Genomic DNA, 24,522 nt, shown 5'->3' with positions numbered 1-24,522 from the left:
CCACATCATTCGAACAGGGGCATTCTCATGGAACCGTTCACCGAACACACCGGCATCGGCGTCCCGCTGCGCCACAGCAACGTCGACACCGACCAGATCATCCCGGCCGTCTATCTGAAGCGGGTGACGCGCACCGGCTTTGAAGACGGTCTCTTCGCCGGCTGGCGAACCGATCCCGACTTCATCCTCAACAACGAGCCCTGGAGCCGCGGGTCGGTCCTGGTCGCCGGCCCTGACTTCGGCACCGGCTCCTCGCGTGAGCACGCGGTCTGGGCCCTGTCCGATTTCGGCTTCCGCGTGGTGATCTCGTCCCGCTTCGCCGACATCTTCCGCGGCAACTCGGGCAAGGCGGGTCTGGTGGCCGCCCAGGTCGAGCAGTCCGATGTCGAGCTGCTGTGGAAGCGGCTCGAGGAGACTCCGGGCCTCGAACTGACGGTGAGCCTTGTCGATAAGACGGTCACCGCCGGAGACCTCGTGGTGCCGTTGGCAATTGATGACTACACGCGGTGGCGTCTGATGGAGGGTCTCGACGACATCGGCCTCACGTTGCGCCAGGTAGACGCGATTTCCGAGTACGAGTCGACGCGGCCGGGCTTCAAGCCGCGCACCCTGGCGGGCTGATTTCTCGCTGCCGCGGCGGGGCGATCCCGTCGCGGCGGCACCGTCGTGAGCTGCCATGCCATTTCGCAACACGGCATCCTAATTGGCGTGGAAGATGGACGTTTTCACATCCGACGTTTACCGTGTGTTGGTAGCTGGCCGAAACTCGGTCAGATCAGCTTGCGGAGGTACTCATGAACAAGGCGGAGCTCATTGATGAGCTGACCAAGAAGCTCGACGCGGATCGCAAGACTGCGACAGAAGCGGTCGAGCTCGTCGTCGACACGATCGTTCGCGCAGTCAACAAGGGCGAGAGCGTGACGATCACCGGCTTCGGCGTATTCGAAAAGCGGAAGCGCGCACCGCGCGTCGCCCGCAACCCGCGGACCGGCGAGACCGTGAAGGTCCGCGCAACATCTGTTCCGGCGTTCCGTCCGGGAGCTCAGTTCAAAGCCGTTGTGGCCGGCAAGCAGAAGCTGTCCGCCACCGGTCCGGCTGTGAAGCGCGGCAGCGGAACCACCACCACGGCAGCCAAGAAGGCTGCGCCGGCGAAGAAGACGGCCGCCAAGAAGGCGACCACCGCGGCCAAGAAGACCACCGCGGCCAAGAAGGCTCCGGCCAAGACCACGGCGGCCAAGAAGACCACGACGGCCGCGAAGAAGGCTCCGGCCAAGACCACGGCGGCCAAGAAGACCACGACGGCCGCGAAGAAGGCTCCGGCCAAGAAGGCCGCGCCGGCGAAGAAGGCCACGGCCGCGAAGAAGGCTCCGGCCAAGAAGGCTCCTGCAAAGAAGACCGCAGCCAAGAAGACCACCCGTCGCTGACCCGCGGACTACCGCGGTCGACAACCACAGTTCAGCCCCCGGCGTACTTCCCCCGCCGGGGGCTGAGCTGTGTTCGGACGATCACCGGAGGCGGTGTCGTCCGCGTGCTGACTCCGACTCAGGTTGCGGGAAGCGGTCCGGCGATGTGGTCGGCCGCCACCAGGCGGCCGTCGTACAGGGACAGAACCCATACGCTTCCCTTGCGATTGGACGCCTTGGGGAGCGAGATCGAGTCCCGGTCGGCCCACCACTCCATGAGGGGCGGAATCACCTTGCCCTGGCTGCAGACCGCCAGGGTCGACGTCGTGTCGGCCGCGAGTCGAAGGATCCGGTGTTGCGCCGCTGCCGGATTCGTCCGGTACGTCTCCTCCGAAAGGTCCGGCTCGGCATGCAGCTCGACGCCGAGGCGGTCGCGCAACGGTTCCAGGGTCTGCTCGCATCGCACGCGATCAGCCGAGTGGACGCGGCCCGCCCCGAACGCCAGCAGCAACGGGACGAGGGCGGCGGCCTGCGCCCGGCCCAGCTTGTCGAGGGGGCGCAATCGGTCGTCGCCCTTGTATGTCGAGCGCCGGCCGGCCTTGGCGTGCCGGACCAACAAAAACGTGTGCAGGTCCGCGGGTAGTCGCACGAACTCCTCCAGGATCGTGCGGTCGAGCGGGTAGCTCAAGGCCTCCCGGGCCCTGTCGACCGAGAGCCAGTGCAGATCGTCGACCTCGCTGCCGGCGACGAAAGCCCCGTCGATGGCCCGTGCCGACCAGTAGCGCACATGCTTGCGGGTGCCACCGAGGTCGTAGTGGACGTCGTCGAGGTGCCGGCCGAGGACGACGTGTTGTCCGGTCTCCTCGGCGATCTCGCGCACCGCGGTGTCGATGAGCGTCTCGCCCGGCTCGGCCTTTCCCTTGGGTAGCGTCCAGTCGTCGTACTTCGGGCGGTGGACGACCGCGATCTCGACACCGTCGGTCTCGGCGGAACCGGAGACCCCCGGCCGCCAGACCACGCCGCCCGCGGCCCACACCTCATTCGTCTTCTTCGCCATATCGGTGGTGATGGTAGAGGCCGAAGGTTACGCGTCGGTGCCGGTCACGAACTGGTCTCCGGCCGACGACGATTGCGCCGCATCATCTGTCGCTGATGGTCGCGCACCTCCTCGCCCTCGGCGGGTGAGGCGACCCAGCTCCCGTCGGAATGCAGAACCCAGCAGCGGGTTCGGGGGTCGAGCGCGGAGGCGAAGATGTCGCCGAGTTCGCCGGCCAGACGTTCATCACGGACGTTCACCATCACCTCGACGCGCCGATCCAGATTGCGATGCATCATGTCCGCGCTGCCGAACCAGTACTGGTTCTGCGCACCGAAGTACAGGATTCGCGAGTGCTCGAGGAACTGCCCCAGGATCGACCGCACGTGGATGTTGTCGCTGTAACCCTCCACCCCGGGCCGCAGGGCGCTGATGCCCCGGACGACGACATCGACCGGTACCCCGCTCTGGGAGGCCCGGTAGAGCGCATCGATCACCTGCTCGTCGACAAGGGCATTCGCCTTGAGCTGGATCCGCGCTCGAGTGTCCCCCTCGCGGAAGAGCTCGATCTCGCGGTGGATCCGCTTGATGATGCCGGCCCGGATGCCGTGCGGCGCAACGAGGATGTTGCGGTACTCCTGCTTGCGTGAATAACCGGTCAGGGTGTTGAACAGGTCGGTCAGATCGGCGCCGATGTCGGGTGCGGCGGTCAGCAGGCCCACGTCCTCGTAGAGCCGTGCTGTCTTCGGGTTGTAGTTCCCGGTGCCGATGTGGCAGTACCGCTTGATCGTCGAGCCCTCACGACGCACCACAAGGCAGGTCTTGCAGTGGGTCTTGAGTCCCACGAGGCCGTAGACGACGTGGACGCCGGCCTGCTCGAGCTTGCGTGCCCACTTGATGTTCGCCTGCTCGTCGAAGCGTGCCTTGATCTCGACCAGGGCGACGACCTGTTTGCCGGCCTCGGCGGCGTCGATGAGCGCGTTGACGATCGGGGAGTCGCCGGAAGTGCGGTACAGCGTCTGCTTGATGGCGAGTACCTGGGGGTCGGCCGCGGCCTGCTCGATGAACCGCTGGACGCTCGTCGAGAACGAGTCGTACGGATGGTGCACGAGCACGTCGCCGTCGCGCAGTGTCGAGAACACGCTCTTGGGTGTTTCCCGCTCGCCGAACGCCGGATGGGTGGCGGGGACGAACGGGCGGTCCTTCAGGTGCGGGCGGTCGAGCGCGTAGATCTCGAAAAGTGATGACAGATCGAGGAGTCCGGGCACCTGGATGACATCGGCGGGGTCCACCTCGAGCTCGCGCAGCAACAACTCGAGCATGTGCTCGGTCATGTCATCGGCCACCTCGAGCCGCACCGGGGAGCCGAACCGGCGCCGGGCGAGTTCACGCTCCAGGGCCTGGAGCAGATCCTCGTCCCGGTCCTCCTCGACTTCGAAGTCGGCGTTGCGGGTGATCCGGAACACGTGGTGCTCAACGATTTCCATCCCCGGGAACAGATTGCCGAGGTTGGCCGCGATCAGACTCTCCAGCGGCAGATACACCGCGCGTTTGGTCGCCTTGTCGTCGGTGCCCCGATACGGCGACAACCGGTCGACCCGGATGAAGCGGTTCACGTTGTCGGGGACCTTGACCCGCGCGAAATGCTCGCCGCTCTCGTTGACGTCGCGGACCGTCACGGCGAGGTTCAACGACAACCCGCTGATGTACGGGAACGGGTGAGCGGGATCGACGGCCAGCGGCGTCAGGACCGGGAAGACCTCGTCCTGGAAGTAGTCCGTCATCCGCGCCTGCTGCTCGTCCGTGAGCTGTGACCAGGTCACCACGTAGATGTCGTTGTCGGCCAACGCCGGTCGGACCGAGTCGAGGAATACGCGCGCGTGGCGGTCGGCGATGGTCTGGGCACGGCCGGCGATCCGCATGAGTTGCTCTCGAGGCGACAGCCCGTCCGCGGACCGAACCGACAGGCCGGTCTCGTCACGACGTTTCAGCCCGGCCACCCGGACCATGAAGAACTCGTCGAGATTCGAGGCGAAGATCGCGAGGAACTTCGCGCGGTCGAGGAGCGGCAACGAGGTGTCCTCGGCGAGCGCGAGCACGCGGGAGTTGAAGTCCAGCCAGCTCAATTCCCGGTTGAGGTAGCGGTCCTCGGGCAGGTCGGCGGACTCGTCGGGAACCAAGGTGGCGGCCGGCGGTGCGTGGGGTATCGGTGACATGGTGAACGTGGTGGTGGTCTTGGAGGAGTCGTCGTCGGCGGGGCTCACCCCCCAATGATGACCCATCTCGGTCCTCGGCGTACACGCCCGCCGGATAGACCGGGATCGATGCCGTGTGCGGGTCAGAGATGACGCAGCGCAGCGGTGGTGTGTGGTCCGAGACCGAGTTCGCGGGCGACGGCGAGGTCCGTCGCGGTGTCGACGTCGGTGCGCAGGTCGGGCCAGTTCCGGCCCGCGGGATCGAGTTCGATGGCGCCGGCGGATCGGTGTGCGGCCGCGGAACCGGGGCCGAAGCGCGGTGCCGCGTCGTCGGCGACGGTTCCGTGCAACAGGACCGTCCCGGTGCCGTCGCGGTCGGTGAGGAAGCTGGATCGATGGTGCTGTGCCTCACGCAGCACGGCGGTGATCGACGTGCTCGTCGCGGCGGGCAGGTCCGCCTGGACGTACATCATGCCCGTCGACTCGGGCCAGGCCTCGCGTGCCCATCGTGCGCCGTCGACGAATGCGGCATTGAGTCCCGCATCCGCAGGAGCCGCCGACTCCCGTAGGCCGCGCATGCCCGAACGCCGCGCCGCGGCGAGGACCTCGTCGTCGGGGCTGACGACGACGATGCGGGAGATCCCCGCGCCGCGCAGGGCGTCGACGGTGTCGAGGAACATCGCGAGCACCAGCGAGCCGCGGGTGACCGGATCATCGCCTTCGAACGCGGTGGACAGGGTTGCGGCCAATCGCGACTTCGCCCGATGCAGGCTCTTCACCGCCAGCACAGCCGCGACGGTCGGCGCGACGGGCTCGCTGCCCCCGGCGTCGACGATCGTCGGGTCGGCGTCCGCGCCGACAGTGCCGTGTTCCATGCAGACCATCATGATGCACCGGCCGATGGCCGGTGACATTCCGGGTCGGTCACACCGGGGAGGGCACTAGTGTGAGCAGGGTCGCCACGGCCAGGAGGCCGCCGGTGTGGATGTGGAATTGGGCTTGCCCGGTGGGAGGTTGCGGTGCGCGCGGCGGTGATGGGAGCGGGTTCCTGGGGAACCTCGGTGGCGAAGGTGCTCGTGGATGCCGGGACGGACACCGTGATCTGGGCCCGACGCCCCGAGCTCGCCGAGGCCATCAACACCGAGCACGTCAACGCCGACTACCTACCCGGGATCACGCTGCCCGGTGCTCTGACGGCGACGAGTTCGGCGGTCGACGCCCTGATGGGTGCCGACATCGTCGTCTGCGGTGTGCCCTCGCAGTCGTTGCGCCCCAACCTGACGCAGTGGACCCCGTACATCGGTTCGGATGCGTCCCTGGTGTCGCTCGCCAAAGGCATCGAATCGAACACCCTGCTACGGATGAGCGAGGTCATCGCCGAGGTGACCGGCGTCGACGACAACCGGATCGCGGTGCTGACCGGTCCGAACCTGGCCCGTGAGATCGCCGAGGGGCAGCCCGCGGCGACGGTCATCGCCTGCGCCGACGAGGCGCGGGCGGTGACTCTGCAGAGTGCGTTCAGTACGCGGTACTTCCGGCCGTACACGAACACCGACGTCGTCGGATGCGAGATCGGCGGTTCGGCCAAGAACGTCATCGCGCTGGCCTGTGGGATGGCGAGCGGCATCGGGTTCGGTCAGAACACGTTGGCGACGATCATCACGCGCGGGCTCGCCGAGACGATCCGCCTGGGTGTCGCGGTGGGCGCGCAGATCGAGACCTTGGCCGGCCTGGCCGGGATCGGGGACCTCGTTGCGACGTGCTCGTCGCCGTTGTCCCGCAACCGGTCGTTCGGTGCACGGCTGGGGGAGGGCGCCACCATGGCGCAGGCTCAGGAGGCCACGAACGGACAGGTAGCCGAAGGCGTCAAGTCGTGCTCGTCGGTGCGCGCGCTGGCCGAGCGGCATCAGGTGCCGATGCCCCTCACGGACGCGGTCCACCAGGTCTGCCACGAGGGGATGTCGGTGGCCGACGCCGTCGACTCGCTACTCGGCCGCAGTACCAAGCCGGAGATCTACCGGGACTGATCTCCCCGGCTCGGAGGATCAGCCGAAGTCGAGCGGTCCTCGTTCGAGGGTGCGGTCGATCAGGCCCGAGATGTCGGTGATGGGTCCGTTGCCGGCGTTCGCCGGAATCCACATCGCGACATACGGCCGGTGATCGACGCACACGTAGGCCTGGCCCGAGCCGTCGACGGTGTCGGTGATGAACCACTGGACGCCGGCCTGACCGACCGCGTGGATCTCCTGGAGATTGCTCGTGGGAGACAGCTCCGCCGGCCGGGTCACCCCGCACCGCAGTGTCATGTCGTCGCCAGAGCCGGTCGCCGGCCACGTCGCGCTGTCGCCGGACACCTCTTTCGGGCCGAATCCTTCGAAAGTCTCCGGTGCTTCGGCGAGGAGTCGGCTGCACCCCTCGGCGACCGGGCCGGCGGAGTCGTAGGACTCGATCGGGGTCACCGGGTCGGGACGCAGCGCGGCGAACACGATGAACCCGGCGAGCACCATCACCGGGATGGCGACCAGCGTCGCGACGAGTGCCGGGCTGAGCCGCCCGCCGCCGCCGTACCGCGAGGTGTCCTCGGTGGGGTCGTCGGGATCACTGCCGAGGGGGCTCTGCGGAGTGTCATCCGAACCTGCTGACGTCACCCCACAACAGTAGGAGTCCGATTGTCGGACCCGCGCGCGGGGACCCGTCGCCGGGGATGCGCGCGGACGGCCGCCGCCGACGGTCAGCGCGTGGTCGTGACCACCGGGCAGGTGAGGGTACGGGTGATCCCGTCGACCTTCTGGATCTGCGGAACCACGTTCTCGGTCAGATGCGTGACATCGGCCGCATCGACCCGGACGATCACGTCGTACGGCCCACTGACCTCCTCGGACGAGGCGACCCCGGCGATCTCGGCGATGGTCGCCGCCGCGAGTGCGGCCCTGCCGACCTCGGTCTGGATCAGTATGTATGCCTGAACCACGGACATCCTCTCCGTCTGTGTCGTACCCGGGCCACCATCATCTGGGGCACATCGCCGACACGGGCTGTCGATACCGGCGGCTCGGCGCGTGCACGATCGTCGGGCAGTGTACGACGCCGTCGGCCGACCCGGGGTCTGCTCCGAACCGGTCTCGCCCGGCGGCCCATACACTGTGGCACACATTGTCACCGACAACCCCGTGCGCGCGCGACCGGAAGAGGAAAGGCCCGACGAGTGACCTTCGACGAGACCGGTCGGTCCGATCTCCCGATCGACCGGACCGCCACGGTCGGTGCGATCGGTGAGCGTGCCGTGATCGCGGCGCTGACCGCATCCGCGACATCTGGTGAGCCCACGCAGGACATCGTGATCGGATCGGGTGACGACGCAGCCGTTCTCGACATCGGCGGGTCGGCGGTGATCAGCACCGACACCGTCGTCGAGGGTCGCCATTTCCGGTTCGACTGGTCGACGCCACAACAGGTCGGTGCCCGCGCGGTGGTGCAGAGTTCGGCCGATGTCGCCGCGATGGGTGGTCGCACAACGGGTCTCGTCGTATCCATCGCATGTCCGGCGGAAACGCCGGTCGGCGTGGTCCTCGACCTCAACGACGGCGTGGTCCGTGCGGCGCACGACCTGGGCGCGCGGGTACTGGGCGGTGATCTGGTCGCCGCGGGTCAGGTGGTGGTGAGTGTCACCGCGGTCGGTGCCCTGGAGGACCGCCGCCCGGTGTCGCTGGGTGGCGCGCGAACCGGTGACGTCCTTGCCGTGAGCGGTCCGCTCGGAGCCAGTGCGGCGGGGCTCGCGGTGCTGTCCGATCCGCGTGCCGCCGACGAGGATTGGCCGGAACTCGTTGCGCTGCATCGTGTGCCGGCTCCCGACCTCACCCAGGGGCCGGTCGCCGCAGCGGCGGGCGCGCACGCCATGACCGACATCTCCGACGGTCTGGTCGAAGAACTGCTCACGATGTCGAGAGCCGCGGAGCTCACGATGACCGTCGATTCCGATGCCGTGCCGCGACGCCCCGATCTGGCCGAGGCGGCAGACCGGCTCGGGGTGGACATCGCGCGGTGGGTTCTCGCGGGGGGCGAGGACCATCACCTGCTCGCCGCGTTCGAAGCGACGTCGGTGCCCCCGGGCTGGAGTGCGATCGGCTCGGTCGGTGCGAGGTCGTCGTCGGCGCCCGAGGTCTGGATCGACGGCCGGCGCGTCGGCGGGCCCGACGGACCGGACCTGCACGGGTGGCAGTCCTTCGCCGACCCGACCGGTGACTAGCGAGACGCCCCACTAGAGTCGCCGTCATGGCGATCTACGCACTCGACGATCGAGAACCGGTCCTGGGACAGGACACCTACGTGCACCCGGACGCGGTGGTGATCGGCGCGGTCACCCTGGGCGACGGGGTGTCGGTGTGGCCGGGCGCGGTCCTGCGGGGCGACTACGGGACCATCACCGTCGGTGCTCGCACCAACATCCAGGACGGCACCGTCATCCACTGCACGGTGTTCGAACCGACAGTGATCGGCGAGCGGTGCGTCGTCGGCCACAACGCCCACATCGAGGGCGCGACGATCGGTGACGACTGCCTCATCGCATCGGGCTCGGCGGTCTTGAACGGCTCGACGGTCGGCGACGGCGCGATCGTCGGCGCCGGCGCGGTGGTCCCGTTCAAGTTCGACGTCCCGCCGCGACGGATGGCGCTCGGTGTGCCGGCACGGCTGCGCGACGGCTACGAGGTCCCGCAGGGGCACACCGAACTCAACTGTGAGATGTACTTCCAGAACGCACAGCACTACCGCACCGCGCTCAAACGACTGGACTGACGACCACGCACGACGGAGGCAATCGAGTGACCGCACCACCCAAACCCCTCGCCGAACTGATCGACCCGGGTTGGGCGCAGGCGCTGGCCCCGGTCGAGCCGCTCATCACCGAGATGGGCCGGTTCCTGCGCACGGAGATCGCCGAGGGGCGCCGCTATCTGCCTGCGGGACAACATGTCCTGCGGGCATTCACGCGTCCCTTCGAAGACGTGCGCGTCCTGATCGTCGGGCAGGATCCGTACCCCACGCCCGGACACGCAGTCGGACTGAGCTTCTCGGTGGCGCCCGACGTGCGTCCGATCCCTCGCTCACTGACGAACATCTACACCGAGTACTGCGCGGATCTCGGCTACCCGACACCGACCACGGGTGATCTGACGCCCTGGGCGGACAATGGTGTGCTCCTGCTCAACCGTGTGCTCACGGTGGCGCCCGGCGAACCGGCCTCCCATCGTGGCAAGGGCTGGGAAACGGTGACCGAGTGCGCCATCAAGGCGCTCGCGGCTCGCGACGAACCACTCGTCGCGATCCTGTGGGGCCGGGACGCCGCGGGTCTGGAGAAATGGCTTCCCGATGTACCGACCATCGTGTCGGCGCATCCGTCGCCGCTGTCGGCCTCGCGCGGCTTCTTCGGCTCCCGGCCCTTCAGCCGGGCCAACGAGGAACTGCTCGATCTCGGCGCGGAGCCGGTGGACTGGCGCCTGCCCTGACCCTTCGAGGCTCGTCGCTCGCGCTCCTCGCGCCTCAGGGAGCAGGGGGCGGCGCTCGCGTTCCTCGCGCCTCAGGGAGCAGGGGGCGGCGCTCGCGTTCCTCGCGCCTCAGGGAGGGGGCGACGCTCGCGCTCCTCGCACCTCAGGGAACAGGCGGGCCAGCACGTCTGACGGTTCTCTGGGATCAGGGAGCAGTGGCGGCGCGCCCGCGGGTGAAGTCCGGTGCACGCTTGCCGACGAAGGCGTCGACACCCTCGATGCCCTCGGGCAGCCCGGACCGCTCGGAGATCGAGCGGGCCTCGAGAGCGAGGTGCTCGATCAGCGTGGTGTCCGCGGAGACGGCCAGCAGATGCTTCGTGGCGGCGTCGGCGGCGCGGGGGCCCGACGCGATGGTCTCGGCTGCCGTGCGCGCGGCGGATTCGACCTCGTCGTCGGCGACGATCTCCGAGAGCAGCCCCCACTGCTGGGCCTCCTCCGCGTTGATGACGCGGTCGGTCAGGATGATCTGTCGCGCACGGGCGGCGCCGACGGCGCGCGGGAGTGTCCACGTGAGTCCACCGTCGGGGGTCAACCCGATGCCGCGGTAGGCGGGCCGGAGCCTGGTCGACGAACCGCCGATGGCCACGTCGGCGTGCAGAACCAGGGACATGCCGGCGCCGGCGGCCCAGCCCTTGGCCGCGACGACGACGGGTCGGTCGGCCTCGTAGAGGGCGCCGACGAGCCGATGGAAGTTGTCGGCGATCTCGCGGAGGTAGGTCGGACGGTCGTCGGCGCCGGCGAAGGCGCGGACGTTCCCGCCGGCGCAGAAGTTCTTGCCCGGCCCGACCAGCAGGACGGCACCGACGTCGCGCTGACCGCGCGCGACCTCGCGCAGCGCCTGTGTGCCCGCGGCGACCGCCGCGTCGTCGAGCGAGTTGCCCGCGCCCGTGGTCGACACCGCGATGGTGAGTACTCCGTTGTGTTCGGTCACCAGGGCGTCGGTGTCCGCCTCGGCAGCGGTTCCGGTGGGGGCGGCGTGGTTCGATGAGGCCATGTGCGAAACCCTATCGCGCACACGACAAAGACCCGACGCCGGGGAGCTTGCGCTCGCGGCACCGGGTCTCGCGTCTCGGCTTCTGCACCCGCGGGGGGTGCGGAAGATCAGACAGCTGCGGTCTTGCCGGCCTTCAGGCAGGAAGTGCAGACGTTCTTGCGCTTGCGGTTGCCGGGGGCGACCTCCACGCGAACGGACTGGATGTTCGGGTTCCAGCGTCGGTTGGTACGGCGGTGCGAGTGAGACACCGACTTGCCGAAGCCCGGGCCCTTGCCGCAAATATCGCAGACGGCAGCCATCGTCGAACTCCCTTGGTAGATGATCATGGTCTGTGGTCAGCCTCTCGGATCGATCGGCACCACCTGGAGGTGTGCACGCCCGAGGCGAAAGGCAACCCTGCAAGGATAACCAGGTCGTGGGGGCGTGACCAAATCCGGGTCGATCCCGGCACGCGGTCCAGCTCGGTCGCGTCGCACGGTCGGACACCCCGAGTAGCCTTGCACACAACCTCACCCGCCGGTCACGTCGCCCGCGAGAGCACTGCCCGTCGCGCGCCGCGTCTGCAAGAAAGAGTCACCGTGTGATCGCCCGCACCGTCAACCCGCAGTTGCTGCGCGACTGGGCCCGTGCCTCGGTCGACCAGCTCGAGTCGCTGCGCGGTGAGATCAACGACCTGAATGTCTTCCCGATCCCGGACTCGGACACCGGCAGCAACATGCTCTTCACGATGCGCGCGGCGGCCGAGGCAGTGGAGAAGACCCCGCCCGACGCATCCCTGCCCGAGGTGGCGCGTGCGATGGCCGACGGTGCGGTGGCGCAGGCGCGCGGCAACTCGGGGATCATCCTCTCCCAGGTCCTCGTCGGCTTCGCCGACGGTGCGGAGATCCTGGGCGACACCGACGCGCTGACCTTCGCCGAACTGTCGACGCTGGGTCTCCGGCTCGGTTCGCTCGCCGCGACCCGCGCCGTGAGCGAGCCGCGTGAGGGCACGGTCCTCACCCTCGTGCGGGTGGCCGCCGAGTCGGCTGCGGCACACGAGAGCGAGTCGCCGGCCGACCAGGTGCGCGCGGTGGCCGACGACTGCGCCGAGGCGCTCGAACGCACTCCGGAACAGCTGTCGGTGCTCGCGAACGCGGGTGTGGTGGATGCGGGCGGGCGCGGATTCCTCGCGATCGTCGACGCCATGGTCAAGGTGATCACCGGGGTCTCCCACCGCCGGCGCCGCTACCGGGGCATCCTCACCGACAGCACCACGCTCGGACACGGGCCGGACGACAGCTGCGTCGACGGCAGTGACCAGGACTTCGAGGTCATGTACCTCCTGGACGGGGCGGCCGGTGAGCAGATCGCCGAACTCCGCGCCCGGCTCGACGACCTCGGTGACGCCGTGGTGATCGTGGGCGACAGTTCCAGCGGTGAGGGCGAACGCTTCTCGGTGCACGTCCACACCTGCGATCCGGGTGCGGCGGTCGAGGCCGGCGCCGGGATCGGCCGGCTCTCGGACGTCCGGATCAGCTGCTTCGCGCTCGACGCCATTCGGGCACAGGCTGATTCGTCGGAGCCCCCGCCTCGGCACAAGCGTGCGGTGGTGGTCGTCGTGTCCGGTGACGGTGCGGCCGAGTTGTTCGGCGAGGCCGGCGCGGTCGTGCTGCGCGCCGACGAGGGTCTGTCCGCCCACGACCTGGGGCGGGCGATCCGCGACACCGACAGTGCGCACGTCGTCGTCATGGCCAACGGGGCGTTGACATCTCAGGATCTCGTCACGGTGGCCACCGAGGTGCGCTCCACCCAGCGTTCGGTACTCATGCTGCCGACGTCCTCGATGACCCAGTGCCTGGCGGCGCTCGCCGTGCACGATCCGAGTGAGGTGCCCGACGTCGACGCCTACGCGATGGCCGAGGCCGCTGCCGGTGCGCGGTGGGGCTCGCTGCAGTCGGCGACCACGAGGATGATGACGCTGGCCGGGATGAGCGACGTCGGCGACGTGTTGGGGTTGATCGGCGACGACGTGCTCGTGGTCGCGCCGGATCAGACGTCGGCGTGCACCGCCCTCGTCGACCTCATGCTCTCCACCGGAGGCGAACTCGTCACGGTGCTCGCCGGCGTCGACGTCGACGAGGCCGCCCTCGAGGCCGTCGCCGAACAGATGAGGCGCAGTTACCCCGGTATCGAGCTGGCGGTGTATCGCACCGGGCAGCGCACCGATCTCGTCCAGGTGGGTGTGGAGTGACGGAGCTGATGCTGTCGGATTCGCTGGCCGACGTGCTGGGGGTCAAGCCCGCCGAACAGCTCGCCACCGTGGGAGTGCACACGGTCGGCGAACTGCTGCGGTACACGCCGCGCCGATACATACGACGCGGCCACGTGGCCGACCACGAACGTCCCGAACCCGGTGAGTGGCTGACGATCGTCGGGCGGATCACCAAGTCCGATCTCATCAAGATGAGGAGCCGCAAGGGATCGTTCCTCAAGGTGAAGATCACCGACGACAACGACGTCTACGAGGCCAGCTTCTTCAACCCGTACCGGATCAAGGGACTGCTGCGTCCCGGTGCGCGGGTGATGATGGCCGGTGCGGTCAAGTACTTCCGCGACCAGATCCAGTTGTCCCATCCGGAGTGGATGATCCTTCCCGACGGCGATCCGGAGATCGAGGACGTCGTCGGTTCCAAGATGCTGACCGAGATGTACGCGATCGAGGAGCAGGTCACCGGAGAGCGCGGTGACCATCCGCTGATCACGATGTTCGACCGGGACATCCTGCCGATGTACCCGGCCAACAAGAACATTCAGACCTGGGACATCCTCGGTGCGGTCCGGCGGGTGCTGAGCGAGAGCGCGCCGATCCCCGATGCGCTCACCGAGTCCGAACGACGGGCGCGGGGACTTGTGAGCACCGACGAGGCGATCCGCAAGATCCACCTGCCCGAGTCCGAGGACGACGTGAAGATCGCGTCCCATCGGCTGAAGTTCGACGAGGCACTGGCCATCCAGACCGTGCTCGCCCAGCGTCGGCTGGCGGGACGGAATGAGTCGGCGCCACCGTGTCCGCGTGTCCCCGGCGGTCTCGAGGACAAGTTGCGTGACCGACTCCCGTTCACGCTGACCGATGGTCAGGTCGAGGTGGGGGAGGAGCTCGCCGAGGATCTCGCCCGCGCACAGCCGATGTCTCGATTGCTGCAGGGTGAGGTCGGCTCCGGCAAGACCCTCGTGTCGTTGCTCGCGATGCTCCGGGTGGTCGACAACGGTTTTCAGTGCGCGATCCTGGCGCCGACGGAAGTTCTTGCCGCTCAGCATCATCGGACGATGAGGACGATGCTGGGCGACCTCGCCGAGGCGGGTGAGCTGACCGCCGCCGAAGGTGCGACGCGAATCGCGCTGCTGACGGGTTCGATGAAGACCAAGGGCCGGCGCGAAACGCTGCTCGACGTGGTCACCGGGCAGGCGGGGATCGTGATCGGGACGCATGCGCTCCTCGAGGACAAGGTGGAGTTCTTCGACCTCGGCCTCGTCGTGATCGACGAACAGCACCGATTCGGTGTGGAGCAGCGAGACGTCCTGCGCGGCAAGGGGCGCAACGGACGCATTCCGCATTTCCTCGTGATGACCGCGACGCCCATCCCGCGAACCGTAGCCATGACCGCCTTCGGCGATCTGGACACCTCGGTACTCCGGGAACTGCCGCGCGGCCGTCAGCCGATCACCACCTCCGTGGTGCCCACGAGCAGAGCCTCGTGGGTCGACCGGGTCTGGTCGCGCGCCAATGAGGAGATCGCGGAGGGTCGCCAGGTCTACGTGGTCTGTTCGCGCATCGGCGACGGCCCCGAACCCGAACCGGACGGGGACGAGGAGAAGGGCCCGAAGACGACGTCGGTGCTCGAGCAGTACGAGGCCCTCGTCTCCGGACCGTTCGCACACCGGCGGGTGGAACTCTTGCACGGCCGGTTGCCCGCCGACGAGAAGAACGCCGTCATGGACGCGTTCGGCCGGGGCGAGATCGACGTCCTGGTGTCGACGACCGTCATCGAAGTGGGTGTCGACGTACCCAATGCGACCACGATGGTCATCGTCGACGCCGATCGCTTCGGCGTGAGCCAGCTGCACCAGTTACGCGGTCGCGTGGGGCGCGGTCGGCATGCCGGACTGTGCCTGCTGATGACGAACGCCCGGGACACGTCTCCGTCGATGGACCGCCTGCGTGCCGTCGCGGGATCGAACGACGGATTCGAACTCGCACGAGTCGATCTCGAACAGCGGCGGGAGGGCGATCTGCTCGGGTCGCTGCAGTCGGGCGTGAACACCTCGTTGCGGTTCCTCTCGCTGCTCGAGGACGTCGAGGTCATCGAAGATGCGCGCGAACTCGCGGAAGACGTTGTGAGCGAGGACATCACGTTGCTCGAGCATCGGCCTCTCGCCGACCTCGTCGACGGCATCCTCGTCCCGCACAAGATCGCGTACCTCGACAAGTCCTGACGGACACGACCGGCGCTCAGTCGTAGTGCGCCGTTGCGCGGGGCGCCACGATCTGCGACACCTGCGCGCGACCGCGTTCCCGACGGAACCGGATGCGCATCGCGTGCGTCTGAGCATGCATGGTGGTGCGCGATCTTCGGCTGCGTTCGCCGGCACTGCGGCGCCTGCGCATGCGGGTGCGATGGATGCTTTCGAATCCGCGGAACGCGCCGTCCTGGCCGACGCGCCGGTGGGCGGCGCTGGTCGCTGTCGTCGTGACAGCGGTGGCGGTCGCTGTCGGCGTCGACGGTTTTCGGGCCGATCCCGACGTCGGTCCGAGGATACGGGCGATGGCGAGTGAGGCGGCAGCGTCCCTGGCCGCGATACCGGTCTCTGCGAGCCGTACCGACCGCGAGGACTACGACCGGTCCGCGTTCGGCAGTGCCTGGTCCGACGCCGCGTCCGTACCCGGGAGTGCCAACGGATGCGACACGCGCAACGACGTCCTGGCGCGAGACCTGCGCGAGGTCGACGCCGGCCCGGTGTCGAGTTGCCCGCGGGCGGTGCTTGCCGGCGAGCTGCGGAGTCCCTACACCGGCGACTTCGTCGTCTTCCGACGAGACCGAGGCGCGTCCGCGGTACAGATCGACCACATCGTCCCGCTGTCCTACGCTTGGGACATGGGTGCGTGGTCGTGGACAGCCGCCAAGAGACTGGACTTCGCGAACGATCCGGCCAATCTCGTTGCTGTCGACGGGCATTCGAATCAGGACAAGAGCGACTCGGAACCGGCGCGCTGGATGCCGCCCGCGACGGGCTTCTGGTGCCAGTACGCGATCCAGTTCGTGATCGTCACCGCCGCCTACGGATTGGCGATCGACGAACCATCACGTCGCGTCTTGTCCGAAGCGTTGCGGTGCGGGGGATAGCGTCAGTGCGCCTCCGCGCCCGCCGTGTTGTGCAGGAGATTCAGTCCGACGACCCCGATCAGGATCAGGAAGATACATCCCAGGCGAGCGAGACCGGCGGGTTCGCGCAGGTACAGGATGCCGTAGATCGCCGTGCCGACCGCGCCGATCCCGACCCAGACCGCATAGGCCGTGCCGAGCGGGATCGAACGGATCGCATAGGCGACACCGGCCATGCTGATGACGACGCCCACGACGAACACGGCCGTCCACAACGGGCGTGTGAAGGTGTTCGACTTCTCCAGGGCTGCCATGTAGATGATCTCGACCAGACCCGCGGTCACCAGGACAAGCCACGCCACTTCGCGATACTCCCGTCGTCGGACATCCGTACCGGCGTCACAGTAGGCGGGTGACGGGCGGGATGCGCGCCGAGACCAGTCCGAGAACGTCGGGGGTTCCTCCCGCAGGCCGCTTCATCGGTCAGAAATCAACTGAGGGGGTGGAGACCGGTACATCTCGTTGGGTACTCCGAACCGCCGGCGCTACTCTTGAGAACGGCACTTTCCGGCGATGCCGCCCGGAACCACCGCGAAGTCGAGGATGTTGATGAGCGCACCCACCGCAGAGCAGTCCGTCGCAGGAGGCGGGCCCGGCTCCGAGAAGTCCGCCGGCGAGAAGTCCGACATCGAGAAGGTCGTTCTCGGACTCGCCCGAGCGGCCCGGTCGGCGTCCCGCTCGCTGAGCGGTCTGACGACAGCCGCCAAGAACGAGGTCCTGCTCGCCGCGGCCGACGCCGTGGAGGCCGCGACGGAGACCATCCTCGCCGCCAACGCCGAGGACATCGCGCGTGCCGAAGAAGCCGGCACCGAGGCGAGCCTGCTCGACCGTCTGCGGCTCGACGAGTCGCGCGTGGCGGGGATCGCCGACGGTCTGCGGCAGGTCGCCGTGCTCCCCGATCCGATCGGCGAGGTGGTCGCGGGAAAGACCCTCCCCAACGGCCTGCAGCTGCGCCAGCTCCGTGTACCCCTCGGCGTCGTGGGCATCGTGTACGAAGCGCGGCCCAACGTCACCGTCGACGCATTCGGGATCTCCTTCAAGTCCGGCAACGCGGTCCTGCTGCGTGGCTCGTCGTCCGCTGCGTCGTCGAACGCCGAGCTCGTCCGCGTGCTGCGGGAGACCCTCTCGTCGAAGGGCGTCAGCGCCGATGCGGTCTCGTTGCTGCCCAGCGACGACCGGTCCAGCGTGACCGCACTCATCCGGGCGCGCGGACTCGTCGACGTGGTCATCCCCCGTGGTGGCGCCGGGCTCATCGAAGCCGTGGTGTCGAATGCGACCGTGCCGACGATCGAGACCGGTGTCGGCAACTGCCACGTCTACGTGCACGCACTCGCCGACCTCGACGTCGCGGCGCGTGTCATCCTCAACTCCAAGACCCGCAGGCCCAGCGTCTGCAACACCGCGGAGACCGTGCTCATCGACAAGGCTGTCGCCGCCGACGCACTGCCGCGGATCACCTCGGTCCTGCAGACACAGGGTGTGGTCATCCACGGCGACGAGCCGGGCATGGAGCCGGCAACCGAGGACGACTGGTCCAAGGAATACCTGTCGATGGACATCGCCATGAAGGTGGTCGACGACCTGGACGCGGCCGTCGCCCACATCGACACCTACGGGACCGGCCACACTGAGGCGATCATCACCACCGACCTGTCGGCCGCCGACGAGTTCACCCGGCGCGTGGACGCCGCGGCGGTGATGGTGAACGCCTCCACGGCTTTCACCGACGGCGAGCAGTTCGGTTTCGGGGCCGAGATCGGCATCTCCACCCAGAAGCTCCACGCCCGCGGCCCGATGGGTCTGCCGGAACTGACCTCGACCAAATGGGTGGTCTGGGGCAACGGCCACGTGCGGCCCGCCTGATGAGCGGCACCACCCCGGGCGAGGGGACTGCTCAGTACACGGGTTCGGGACCGGCCGTCGTGCCCTCGTTCGAGGGTGTCGACGACGTCGTCGGACGTTTGCGGGCGACGGGTTATCTCGCCGACGACGCCACCGCGACGTCGACCTTCCTCGCCGATCGGCTCGGCAAGCCGCTTCTGGTCGAGGGGCCCGCGGGTGTCGGCAAGACCGAACTGGCCCGATCCATCGCGGCGGCCACGGACGCCGAACTCATCCGACTGCAGTGCTACGAGGGCATCGACGAGGCCCGCGCCCTCTACGAGTGGAATCACGCCAAGCAGATCCTGCACATCCAGGCGACGGGGGACCGCGCCTGGGATGAGGCCAAGGCCGACATCTTCTCCGACGAGTTCCTGCTGCCGCGGCCGTTGCTGAAGGCGATCTCGCGCGAGGGTGCCACCGTGCTCCTCATCGACGAGGTCGACAAGGCCGACGTCGACATGGAAGGCCTGTTGCTGGAAGTCCTCAGCGACTTCGCCATCACCATTCCGGAGATGGGAACCGTTGCCGCGCAACGGCGTCCGATTGTGTTGCTCACGTCGAACGCGACCCGCGAACTGTCCGAGGCGCTCAAGCGCCGGTGTCTCTACCTCTACATCGACTTCCCGGACGCCGAGCGCGAGAAGGAGATCCTCGCGTCGCGGGTGCCCAATCTCTCGGACTCGCTCAGCGCCGAACTGGTGCGGATCGTCGGTGTCCTGCGCACCTTGGACATCCGCAAGAAGCCGTCGGTCGCCGAGACCATCGACTGGGCCAACACGCTGCTGGCGCTGGGAGCCGGCGAGAAGGCAACTGCGCGAAGCGGGGGCGGATTCGACGACGGGCTCATCGCCCGCACGCTCGGTGTGGTCCTCAAACACCGACCGGACCTCAAGACGGCCCTCAAAGAACTCAAGCTGGGCTGATGACGGCTCCGCTCGTCGCGCACCTCACCGACTTCGTCGATGAACTACGCCGACGCGGAATCGTGGTCGGGCCGTCGGCGCTGATCGACGCGGCTGGTGCGATGGAGGTTCTCGACCTCCTCGAACGTCCACGGCTGCGGGAGGGCCTGGCGACGACGCTGCTCGTCGATCATGCTCATCGCGGTGTGTTCGACCGTGTCTTCGACCTGTGGTTCCCGGTCGGTGCCGGAATGCGCACCGTCACCGAGGATCTGCCGCGTACGCCCGACGGCCGACTCGACATCGACGCGGTGCGGGACGCGCTCGCGGAGATGCTCGCCGACGACGCGGCAGCCGGCGACGGCCGGCTCGATCAGGCCGTCGCGATGATCGTCGACGAGTTGGGGCGATACGGATCGACGCGCGGCGAGGCGTTCTCGGCCTACCAGGCCATCAACGCGGTGAGCCCGCAGACGCTGATCGCGAAGATCGCGGCGGCCATGGCCGGCGAGTCGGGCGGTGATGACGGCGGACGAGCCGGCACCGAACCGCTGTACCGGCGGGCGGCGCGCCAGAAGGCCGGCGATCTGCGTGCGGCGATCGAGCGAGAGACGCAGCGACGCATGGCCGACCGCAACGGTCGCGAGAAGGTCGGCGCCTACGCGGTGCCGCCCCTGCCGGAGAACGTCAACTTCCTGTCGGCGGGTGCCAAGGAGCAGCTCGAGATCCGCAAGACCATCGAACCGCTGGCCAGATTGCTGGCCGCGAAGCTCGAGACACGTCGGCGCCGAGCTCATCGGGGCGCGGTCGACGTCCGGAAGACGTTGCGCGCGTCGATGTCCACCGGAGGCGTGCCCATCGAACTCAGCCACCGCAAGCCACGGCCGGGGCGTCCGGAACTCGTCATCATCTGCGACGTGTCGGGCTCGGTCGCCGGGTTCAGTCAGTTCACGTTGCGACTGGTGTACGCACTGCGACAGCAGTTCTCGAAAGTGCGGGTGTTCGCGTTCGTCGACACCGTCGACGAGGTGACGGACTACTTCGACCACGGCGAGGAGGACTTCGGCGCGGCGATGCACCACATGATCTCTACCGCGCGGATCTCGACCCGCGACGGTCACTCCGACTACGGCAACATGCTGGCCGGGTTCGTCGCCGACTACGGCGACTCGCTGACCCACCGGGGTGCGTTGCTGATCCTCGGTGACGGCCGGAACAACTACCACGACCCCCACGCAGCCGCCCTGGCGGAACTGGTCGAACGTGCCCGCCACGCCTATTGGCTGAACCCGGAGGCCAAGCAGCACTGGGGCACGGGGGACTCGGTCGCGACCGACTACGCGGATGTGATCGACATGTTCGAATGCCGCAACGCCACGCAACTGGGCACGGTCATCGCCGACCTCCTGCCGATCTGAGCAGCGCCGCCGTTTTCGATCAGCGCCCGACGCGTAGACTGACCGTCCATGTCACCCGACCGCCCACGTGCGCGCCGTATCGGCGTGATGGGCGGCACGTTCGACCCGATCCACAACGGGCACCTCGTCGCGGCCAGTGAGGTCGCCCACCGGTTCTCGCTGGACGAGGTGATCTTCGTCCCGACCGGCCGTCCGTGGCAGAAGATCGGCGAGCAGGAGACCGTGAGTCCGCCGGAGGATCGCTACCTCATGACGGTCATCGCAACCGCGTCGAACCCGCAGTTCAGCGTGAGCCGCGTCGACATCGATCGCGACGGCGACACCTACACCGTGGACACCCTCCGCGATCTTAGGGCGCTGCTCCCGGAGGCCCAGCTCTACTTCATCACCGGTGCCGATGCGCTGGAATCGATCCTGTCGTGGCAGGACTGGGAAGAACTGTTCGGGCTCGCCCGGTTCGTGGGCGTCAGCCGGCCGGGTTACGAACTCGACGCCACACACCTGGCGCACCACCTCGAAGCCATGCCCGAGGACACCCTCCACCTCCTGGAGATCCCGGCTCTGGCGATCTCGTCCACGGAGTGCCGGACGCGCGCGTCGCTCGGACGGCCCGTCTGGTACCTCGTGCCCGACGGCGTCGTCCAGTACATCGCGAAGCGGAAGCTGTATCGTGCGCCTCGGGCGTCGTCACCGGGTGTTTCCGCCCCCGCTCTGCCGGGGGCCAACCGCCCCGAGAAGCTCCCGGCCGAAGAGTTCCGGCCGGGGGAGTCGACGGACGGTACCGATCGATCGGGCCGGGCCGTGGGCGAACAGGCCGTAAGCGAATGAGAGGACAAGTGTGACTGCGTCAGCTGAAGCGCTGGAGATGGCCAAGGTGGCCGCCCTGGCCGCGGCCGAGAAGCTCGCCCACGAGGTGACGGTGATCGACGTGTCGGAGCAGTTGGTGATCACCGACGCCTTCGTCATCGCGTCGGCGGACAACGAGCGCCAGGTGAATTCGATCGTCGACGAGGTCGAGGAGAAGCTGCGGGAGGCCGGTCACAAGCCGCTGCGGCGTGAGGGCACACGCGAGGGTCGCTGGGCGCTCCTCGACTACGCCGACATCGTGGTGCACATCCAGCACACCGACGAGCGGCGCTTCTACGCGCTGGAGAGCCTCTGGAAGGACTGTCCGGTGGTCGAGGTGGAAGGGCTGTCGTGAGTGGCGGTCCGGATTCACATGACACCGCGGTCGAACGTCTCACCCCGGTGGTCCGACGCCTGATCCTGTTGCGGCACGGGCAGACCGAATACAACGCGGCGAGTCGGATGCAAGGCCAGCTCGACACCGATCTGTCCGAACTCGGTGTGAAGCAGGCCAATTCGGCGGCAGTGGAGCTCGCCAAACGGCAGCCGGTGGTGATCTGGTCGTCGGATCTGCGGCGGGCACGTGACACCGCCGAAGCGCTGGCGCAGCGCACCGGGTTGCCGGTGACCACCGATGCCCGCCTGCGCGAGACGCATCTGGGTGAGTGGCAGGGGCTGACCCATCTGGACGTCGATGCCGCGATGCCGGGGGCCCGTGCCATCTGGCGTGACGACGCGACGTGGACGCCGCCGGGCGGGGAGAGTCGCGTCGACGTCGCCCGACGTTCCACCCCGCTGGTCGACGAGTTGATCGAGCAGCTGCCGGAGTGGGGTGTCGGCGACAATCCGGAGGCTCCGGTGGTGCTCGTGGCCCACGGCGGCGTCATCGCCGCGATGACGGCGGCACTCCTCGGACTGCCGGTGGAGAACTGGCCTGCCTTCGGAGGCCTCGCGAACACGAGCTGGGTGCAGCTGTCGGGTCACGGTATGCCGGGCGAACTGCCGCGATGGCGCCTGGACGTGTGGAACGCGTCCGCCGAGGACTCCGACCCGGCGGTGCAGTGAACTCCGGTCCTGCGATGAGCGGGACTGCCGGCGGTACTCGTCGGTCCCCCGACGCGCCGGACCGGTGCGTGCTGGTCCTCTCCGACTCGCTGGCCTACTACGGCCCGCAGGGCGGTCTGCCCGCGGACGACCCCCGTATCTGGCCGACGCTCGTGGGGGCCGCGACCGGTTCGCCGGTGCGGCTGTTCGGCCGGATCGGCTGGACCAGTCGGGACGTCTGGTGGGCGCTCACCCAGGATCCGAACATCTGGGCCACCGTGCCCCGTGCCGATGTCGTGGTGCTCGCGTTCGGCGGGATGGACACCTTGCCGTCACCACTGCCCACGGCGTTCCGGGAACAGATCCGCTATATCCGGCCGAATGGATTGCGGCAGAAGATCCGTGAGGCCTACGCCTGGGTCCAGCCGCGGGGCGCGCGCCTCGGGTGGCCGCTCGCATTGCCGCCGCGCGTCACGATCGAATACCTCGAGAAGATCCGGGCGGCGCTCACCCAGTTGCGACCGGATCTCCCGATCGTCGTGTGCCTGCCGCCCACCCACCGCAGTCCGTACTACGGCAACGTCCACACCGGCCGGATCCCGACGACCGCGGCGATGTCCCGGTGGGCGTCGCGCCATTCGCTGCCGTGCGTCGACTTCTACCCGGTCACCCGGGACTCGTTCGACGACCCGGAGGTCGAGATGAACCCGGACGGGATCCACTGGGGATTCGAGTGTCATCGGGGGATCGCCGAGCTGGTCGCCCCGGTCATCGACGCGGCCCGGGAGAGCAGGGACCGCGACGTCGAGGGGCCGACGGCGACGCCCGTGTGAGCTCGGCGCGTGAACCCGTTAACGTAGACGCGTGCCTGTCGTCGTCGTCACAGACTCCTCGTCCCGACTGCCGCGGTCGGTGACCGAGCATTACGGGATCCGGCAGGTCCCGCTGCACGTCACGGTGGATGACAAGGACTACCGCGAGGGCGTCGACGACATCCCCACCGACATCGTGTCGACGCCGGGCGTGACCACATCCGGGGCGAACCCCAGCGATCTGTCCGAACACTTCGACGCCGCGCTCGAGGCGAGTCAGGGCGACGGGGTGGTCGCCGTCCACATGTCCCGCCGACTGTCGGGAACGTGGAGTTCGGCCCGGATGGCCGCGGAGAAGTTCTCCGGGCAGGTGCGTGTCGTCGACTCCCGATCTGTCGGTCTCGCAGTCGGTTTCACCGCCGTCGCGGCCGCCCAGGCCGCCGCGGGCGGAGCCGACCGCGACCGGGTGTACGAGTCCGCCATCCGGCAGGCCGCGACGGTCGACTCACTGCTGTGCGTGCAGCAACTCGACAATCTGCGCAACAGCGGCCGGATCAGTGCCGCGGGCAAGCTGTTCGGGTCGGCGTTGTCGATCAAACCGATCCTGCACATGGTCGACGGCACCCTGACGCTCAGGGAGCGTCATCGTACGTTCTCCAAGGCGCTGGACAAGATGGTCGACGCCGCCGTCGACTCCGCGGGTGGCCGCGCGGTGACGGTCGGGATCCAGCACTGCCAGAGCCCCGACGTCGCCGAGGAACTGCGAGCCACGGTCCACGCCAAGCTGCGGGTGGTGACCTCCGAACTGATCGTCGACCTCGGACCCATCCTCGGCACCCACGTCGGCCCCGGTGCGGTGGGCGTCGTCATCGCCGCGCACCTCGACCCGATCGAGGGTCTCGAGGAGCACTGAGAACGGGCAGGCCCGCCCGTCCGGCACCATCCACAGGTCTCAGTGACCGTCCACAGATTCCGGTGTTCGCCCGTCCGGACGTGAAGAAGTGGTGGTGACGGGACCTACCGTG

The 24,522-nt window shown here is 68.3% G+C and carries 25 protein-coding genes; 17 read left to right on the top strand and 8 right to left on the bottom strand.

Annotated features, from left to right (window positions below; genetic code table 11):
* Window positions 1-27: 27 nt before the first annotated feature.
* Window positions 28-621: a 3-isopropylmalate dehydratase small subunit gene (leuD, locus tag AC3B6C_RS23560; RefSeq protein ID WP_010841315.1), complete on the top strand. Its 594-nt coding sequence runs from the start codon at window positions 28-30 to the stop codon at window positions 619-621.
* 173 nt (window positions 622-794) lie between these two features.
* Window positions 795-1,424 carry an HU family DNA-binding protein gene (locus AC3B6C_RS23555; RefSeq protein ID WP_488358004.1) on the top strand — a complete coding sequence of 210 codons (630 nt, stop codon included), beginning with the start codon at window positions 795-797 and terminating at the stop codon, window positions 1,422-1,424.
* A 118-nt stretch (window positions 1,425-1,542) separates the two neighbouring features.
* Here AC3B6C_RS23555 and AC3B6C_RS23550 read toward each other — a convergent pair whose 3' ends face one another.
* From AC3B6C_RS23550 to cofC, 3 genes are all read right to left on the bottom strand, one after another.
* Window positions 1,543-2,460: an NUDIX domain-containing protein gene (locus AC3B6C_RS23550; RefSeq protein WP_488374326.1), complete on the bottom strand. Its 918-nt coding sequence runs from the start codon at window positions 2,458-2,460 to the stop codon at window positions 1,543-1,545.
* Window positions 2,461-2,504: 44 nt separating this feature from the next.
* A complete protein-coding gene (locus AC3B6C_RS23545) occupies window positions 2,505-4,703 on the bottom strand; it encodes an RNA degradosome polyphosphate kinase (RefSeq protein ID WP_488374323.1) in 2,199 nt (732 codons plus the stop codon).
* Between the two features lie 74 nt (window positions 4,704-4,777).
* Window positions 4,778-5,509 carry a 2-phospho-L-lactate guanylyltransferase gene (cofC, locus tag AC3B6C_RS23540; protein WP_488374319.1) on the bottom strand — a complete coding sequence of 244 codons (732 nt, stop codon included), beginning with the start codon at window positions 5,507-5,509 and terminating at the stop codon, window positions 4,778-4,780.
* A gap of 144 nt (window positions 5,510-5,653) precedes the next feature.
* On the opposite strand from cofC, the gene AC3B6C_RS23535 reads away from it, so the two are divergent.
* The gene (locus tag AC3B6C_RS23535) at window positions 5,654-6,661 is read left to right on the top strand and encodes an NAD(P)H-dependent glycerol-3-phosphate dehydrogenase (RefSeq protein WP_010841310.1); all 1,008 of its coding nucleotides are present in this window, start codon (window positions 5,654-5,656) and stop codon (window positions 6,659-6,661) included.
* A gap of 18 nt (window positions 6,662-6,679) precedes the next feature.
* On the opposite strand, the gene AC3B6C_RS23530 is transcribed toward AC3B6C_RS23535, so the two are convergent.
* The gene (locus tag AC3B6C_RS23530; RefSeq protein WP_014927484.1) at window positions 6,680-7,282 is read right to left on the bottom strand and encodes a DUF3515 domain-containing protein; all 603 of its coding nucleotides are present in this window, start codon (window positions 7,280-7,282) and stop codon (window positions 6,680-6,682) included.
* A gap of 83 nt (window positions 7,283-7,365) precedes the next feature.
* Window positions 7,366-7,611 carry an Lrp/AsnC ligand binding domain-containing protein gene (locus AC3B6C_RS23525; protein ID WP_014927483.1) on the bottom strand — a complete coding sequence of 82 codons (246 nt, stop codon included), beginning with the start codon at window positions 7,609-7,611 and terminating at the stop codon, window positions 7,366-7,368.
* A gap of 228 nt (window positions 7,612-7,839) precedes the next feature.
* Between AC3B6C_RS23525 and AC3B6C_RS23520 the strand changes: the two genes are divergently transcribed.
* From AC3B6C_RS23520 to AC3B6C_RS23510, 3 genes are read left to right on the top strand one after another with little or no spacing between them, the layout of a single operon-like run.
* Complete coding sequence (locus AC3B6C_RS23520; protein WP_488374318.1) at window positions 7,840-8,880, top strand: thiamine-phosphate kinase; 1,041 nt, start codon at window positions 7,840-7,842, stop codon at window positions 8,878-8,880.
* Between the two features lie 26 nt (window positions 8,881-8,906).
* Entirely contained in the window at window positions 8,907-9,428 is a 522-nt protein-coding gene (locus AC3B6C_RS23515) for a gamma carbonic anhydrase family protein (RefSeq protein WP_488374317.1), read from the top strand.
* Window positions 9,429-9,454: 26 nt separating this feature from the next.
* Window positions 9,455-10,138, top strand: coding sequence for a uracil-DNA glycosylase (locus AC3B6C_RS23510; RefSeq protein WP_010841305.1), 684 nt, complete (start codon window positions 9,455-9,457; stop codon window positions 10,136-10,138).
* Window positions 10,139-10,322: 184 nt separating this feature from the next.
* Here the strand turns inward: AC3B6C_RS23510 and AC3B6C_RS23505 are convergent, their stop codons facing one another.
* Complete coding sequence (locus AC3B6C_RS23505) at window positions 10,323-11,171, bottom strand: enoyl-CoA hydratase/isomerase family protein (RefSeq protein ID WP_488374316.1); 849 nt, start codon at window positions 11,169-11,171, stop codon at window positions 10,323-10,325.
* Window positions 11,172-11,278: 107 nt separating this feature from the next.
* Window positions 11,279-11,470, bottom strand: coding sequence for a 50S ribosomal protein L28 (gene rpmB, locus AC3B6C_RS23500; protein ID WP_004023092.1), 192 nt, complete (start codon window positions 11,468-11,470; stop codon window positions 11,279-11,281).
* 281 nt (window positions 11,471-11,751) lie between these two features.
* Here rpmB and AC3B6C_RS23495 point away from each other — a divergent pair, with 281 nt between their 5' ends.
* The 3 genes from AC3B6C_RS23495 to AC3B6C_RS23485 all read left to right on the top strand — a co-directional run bounded on the left by AC3B6C_RS23495 (window position 11,752) and on the right by AC3B6C_RS23485 (window position 16,552).
* Window positions 11,752-13,401, top strand: coding sequence for a DAK2 domain-containing protein (locus AC3B6C_RS23495; protein ID WP_010841303.1), 1,650 nt, complete (start codon window positions 11,752-11,754; stop codon window positions 13,399-13,401).
* A gap of 8 nt (window positions 13,402-13,409) precedes the next feature.
* A complete protein-coding gene (gene recG, locus AC3B6C_RS23490) occupies window positions 13,410-15,644 on the top strand; it encodes an ATP-dependent DNA helicase RecG (RefSeq protein WP_488376375.1) in 2,235 nt (744 codons plus the stop codon).
* 119 nt (window positions 15,645-15,763) lie between these two features.
* Window positions 15,764-16,552 (top strand): HNH endonuclease family protein, encoded by a 789-nt coding sequence (locus AC3B6C_RS23485; RefSeq protein WP_010841301.1) that lies wholly within the window; start codon window positions 15,764-15,766, stop codon window positions 16,550-16,552.
* Between the two features lie 2 nt (window positions 16,553-16,554).
* Here AC3B6C_RS23485 and AC3B6C_RS23480 read toward each other — a convergent pair whose 3' ends face one another.
* Window positions 16,555-16,893: a DMT family transporter gene (locus AC3B6C_RS23480; RefSeq protein WP_014927475.1), complete on the bottom strand. Its 339-nt coding sequence runs from the start codon at window positions 16,891-16,893 to the stop codon at window positions 16,555-16,557.
* A 247-nt stretch (window positions 16,894-17,140) separates the two neighbouring features.
* Between AC3B6C_RS23480 and AC3B6C_RS23475 the strand changes: the two genes are divergently transcribed.
* From AC3B6C_RS23475 to AC3B6C_RS23440, 8 genes are read left to right on the top strand one after another with little or no spacing between them, the layout of a single operon-like run.
* Window positions 17,141-18,454, top strand: a complete 1,314-nt coding sequence (locus tag AC3B6C_RS23475; protein WP_010841295.1) for a glutamate-5-semialdehyde dehydrogenase — start codon at window positions 17,141-17,143, stop codon at window positions 18,452-18,454.
* A complete protein-coding gene (locus AC3B6C_RS23470; RefSeq protein ID WP_197282763.1) occupies window positions 18,454-19,398 on the top strand; it encodes an AAA family ATPase in 945 nt (314 codons plus the stop codon). Before AC3B6C_RS23475 ends, AC3B6C_RS23470 begins: the two co-directional genes overlap by 1 nt.
* Complete coding sequence (locus AC3B6C_RS23465; protein WP_488374315.1) at window positions 19,398-20,795, top strand: vWA domain-containing protein; 1,398 nt, start codon at window positions 19,398-19,400, stop codon at window positions 20,793-20,795. Before AC3B6C_RS23470 ends, AC3B6C_RS23465 begins: the two co-directional genes overlap by 1 nt.
* Window positions 20,796-20,843: 48 nt before the next feature.
* Complete coding sequence (gene nadD, locus AC3B6C_RS23460) at window positions 20,844-21,623, top strand: nicotinate-nucleotide adenylyltransferase (RefSeq protein WP_010841292.1); 780 nt, start codon at window positions 20,844-20,846, stop codon at window positions 21,621-21,623.
* Between the two features lie 10 nt (window positions 21,624-21,633).
* A complete protein-coding gene (gene rsfS, locus AC3B6C_RS23455) occupies window positions 21,634-21,996 on the top strand; it encodes a ribosome silencing factor (protein ID WP_010841291.1) in 363 nt (120 codons plus the stop codon).
* Entirely contained in the window at window positions 21,993-22,706 is a 714-nt protein-coding gene (locus tag AC3B6C_RS23450) for a histidine phosphatase family protein (protein ID WP_010841290.1), read from the top strand. The genes rsfS and AC3B6C_RS23450 overlap by 4 nt, the downstream gene beginning before the upstream one ends.
* Window positions 22,707-22,720: 14 nt before the next feature.
* Window positions 22,721-23,518, top strand: coding sequence for a diglucosylglycerate octanoyltransferase (octT, locus tag AC3B6C_RS23445; protein ID WP_488374314.1), 798 nt, complete (start codon window positions 22,721-22,723; stop codon window positions 23,516-23,518).
* Window positions 23,519-23,549: 31 nt separating this feature from the next.
* On the top strand, window positions 23,550-24,410 hold the full coding sequence (locus AC3B6C_RS23440) for a DegV family protein (RefSeq protein WP_488374313.1): 861 nt from the start codon (window positions 23,550-23,552) through the stop codon (window positions 24,408-24,410).
* Window positions 24,411-24,522 lie beyond the last annotated feature (112 nt).

The sequence above is a fragment of the Gordonia sp. 11cp genome (assembly GCF_057767225.1).
Note: the sequence above shows the minus strand (reverse complement) of the source record. Positions and strands in the feature narration are given on the sequence as shown.

Coding starts and splice junctions, on each gene's coding strand:
- AC3B6C_RS23550 (WP_488374326.1), bottom strand. CDS start 2,460: ATGGCGAAGAAGACGAATGAGGTGTGGGCCGCGGGCGGCGTGGTCTGG.
- AC3B6C_RS23525 (WP_014927483.1), bottom strand. CDS start 7,611: ATGTCCGTGGTTCAGGCATACATACTGATCCAGACCGAGGTCGGCAGG.
- AC3B6C_RS23505 (WP_488374316.1), bottom strand. CDS start 11,171: ATGGCCTCATCGAACCACGCCGCCCCCACCGGAACCGCTGCCGAGGCG.
- octT (WP_488374314.1), top strand. CDS start 22,721: ATGAGCGGGACTGCCGGCGGTACTCGTCGGTCCCCCGACGCGCCGGAC.
- AC3B6C_RS23515 (WP_488374317.1), top strand. CDS start 8,907: ATGGCGATCTACGCACTCGACGATCGAGAACCGGTCCTGGGACAGGAC.
- nadD (WP_010841292.1), top strand. CDS start 20,844: ATGTCACCCGACCGCCCACGTGCGCGCCGTATCGGCGTGATGGGCGGC.
- AC3B6C_RS23475 (WP_010841295.1), top strand. CDS start 17,141: ATGAGCGCACCCACCGCAGAGCAGTCCGTCGCAGGAGGCGGGCCCGGC.
- leuD (WP_010841315.1), top strand. CDS start 28: ATGGAACCGTTCACCGAACACACCGGCATCGGCGTCCCGCTGCGCCAC.
- rpmB (WP_004023092.1), bottom strand. CDS start 11,470: ATGGCTGCCGTCTGCGATATTTGCGGCAAGGGCCCGGGCTTCGGCAAG.
- AC3B6C_RS23465 (WP_488374315.1), top strand. CDS start 19,398: ATGACGGCTCCGCTCGTCGCGCACCTCACCGACTTCGTCGATGAACTA.
- AC3B6C_RS23470 (WP_197282763.1), top strand. CDS start 18,454: ATGAGCGGCACCACCCCGGGCGAGGGGACTGCTCAGTACACGGGTTCG.
- AC3B6C_RS23555 (WP_488358004.1), top strand. CDS start 795: ATGAACAAGGCGGAGCTCATTGATGAGCTGACCAAGAAGCTCGACGCG.
- AC3B6C_RS23485 (WP_010841301.1), top strand. CDS start 15,764: ATGGTGGTGCGCGATCTTCGGCTGCGTTCGCCGGCACTGCGGCGCCTG.
- recG (WP_488376375.1), top strand. CDS start 13,410: ATGCTGTCGGATTCGCTGGCCGACGTGCTGGGGGTCAAGCCCGCCGAA.
- cofC (WP_488374319.1), bottom strand. CDS start 5,509: ATGGAACACGGCACTGTCGGCGCGGACGCCGACCCGACGATCGTCGAC.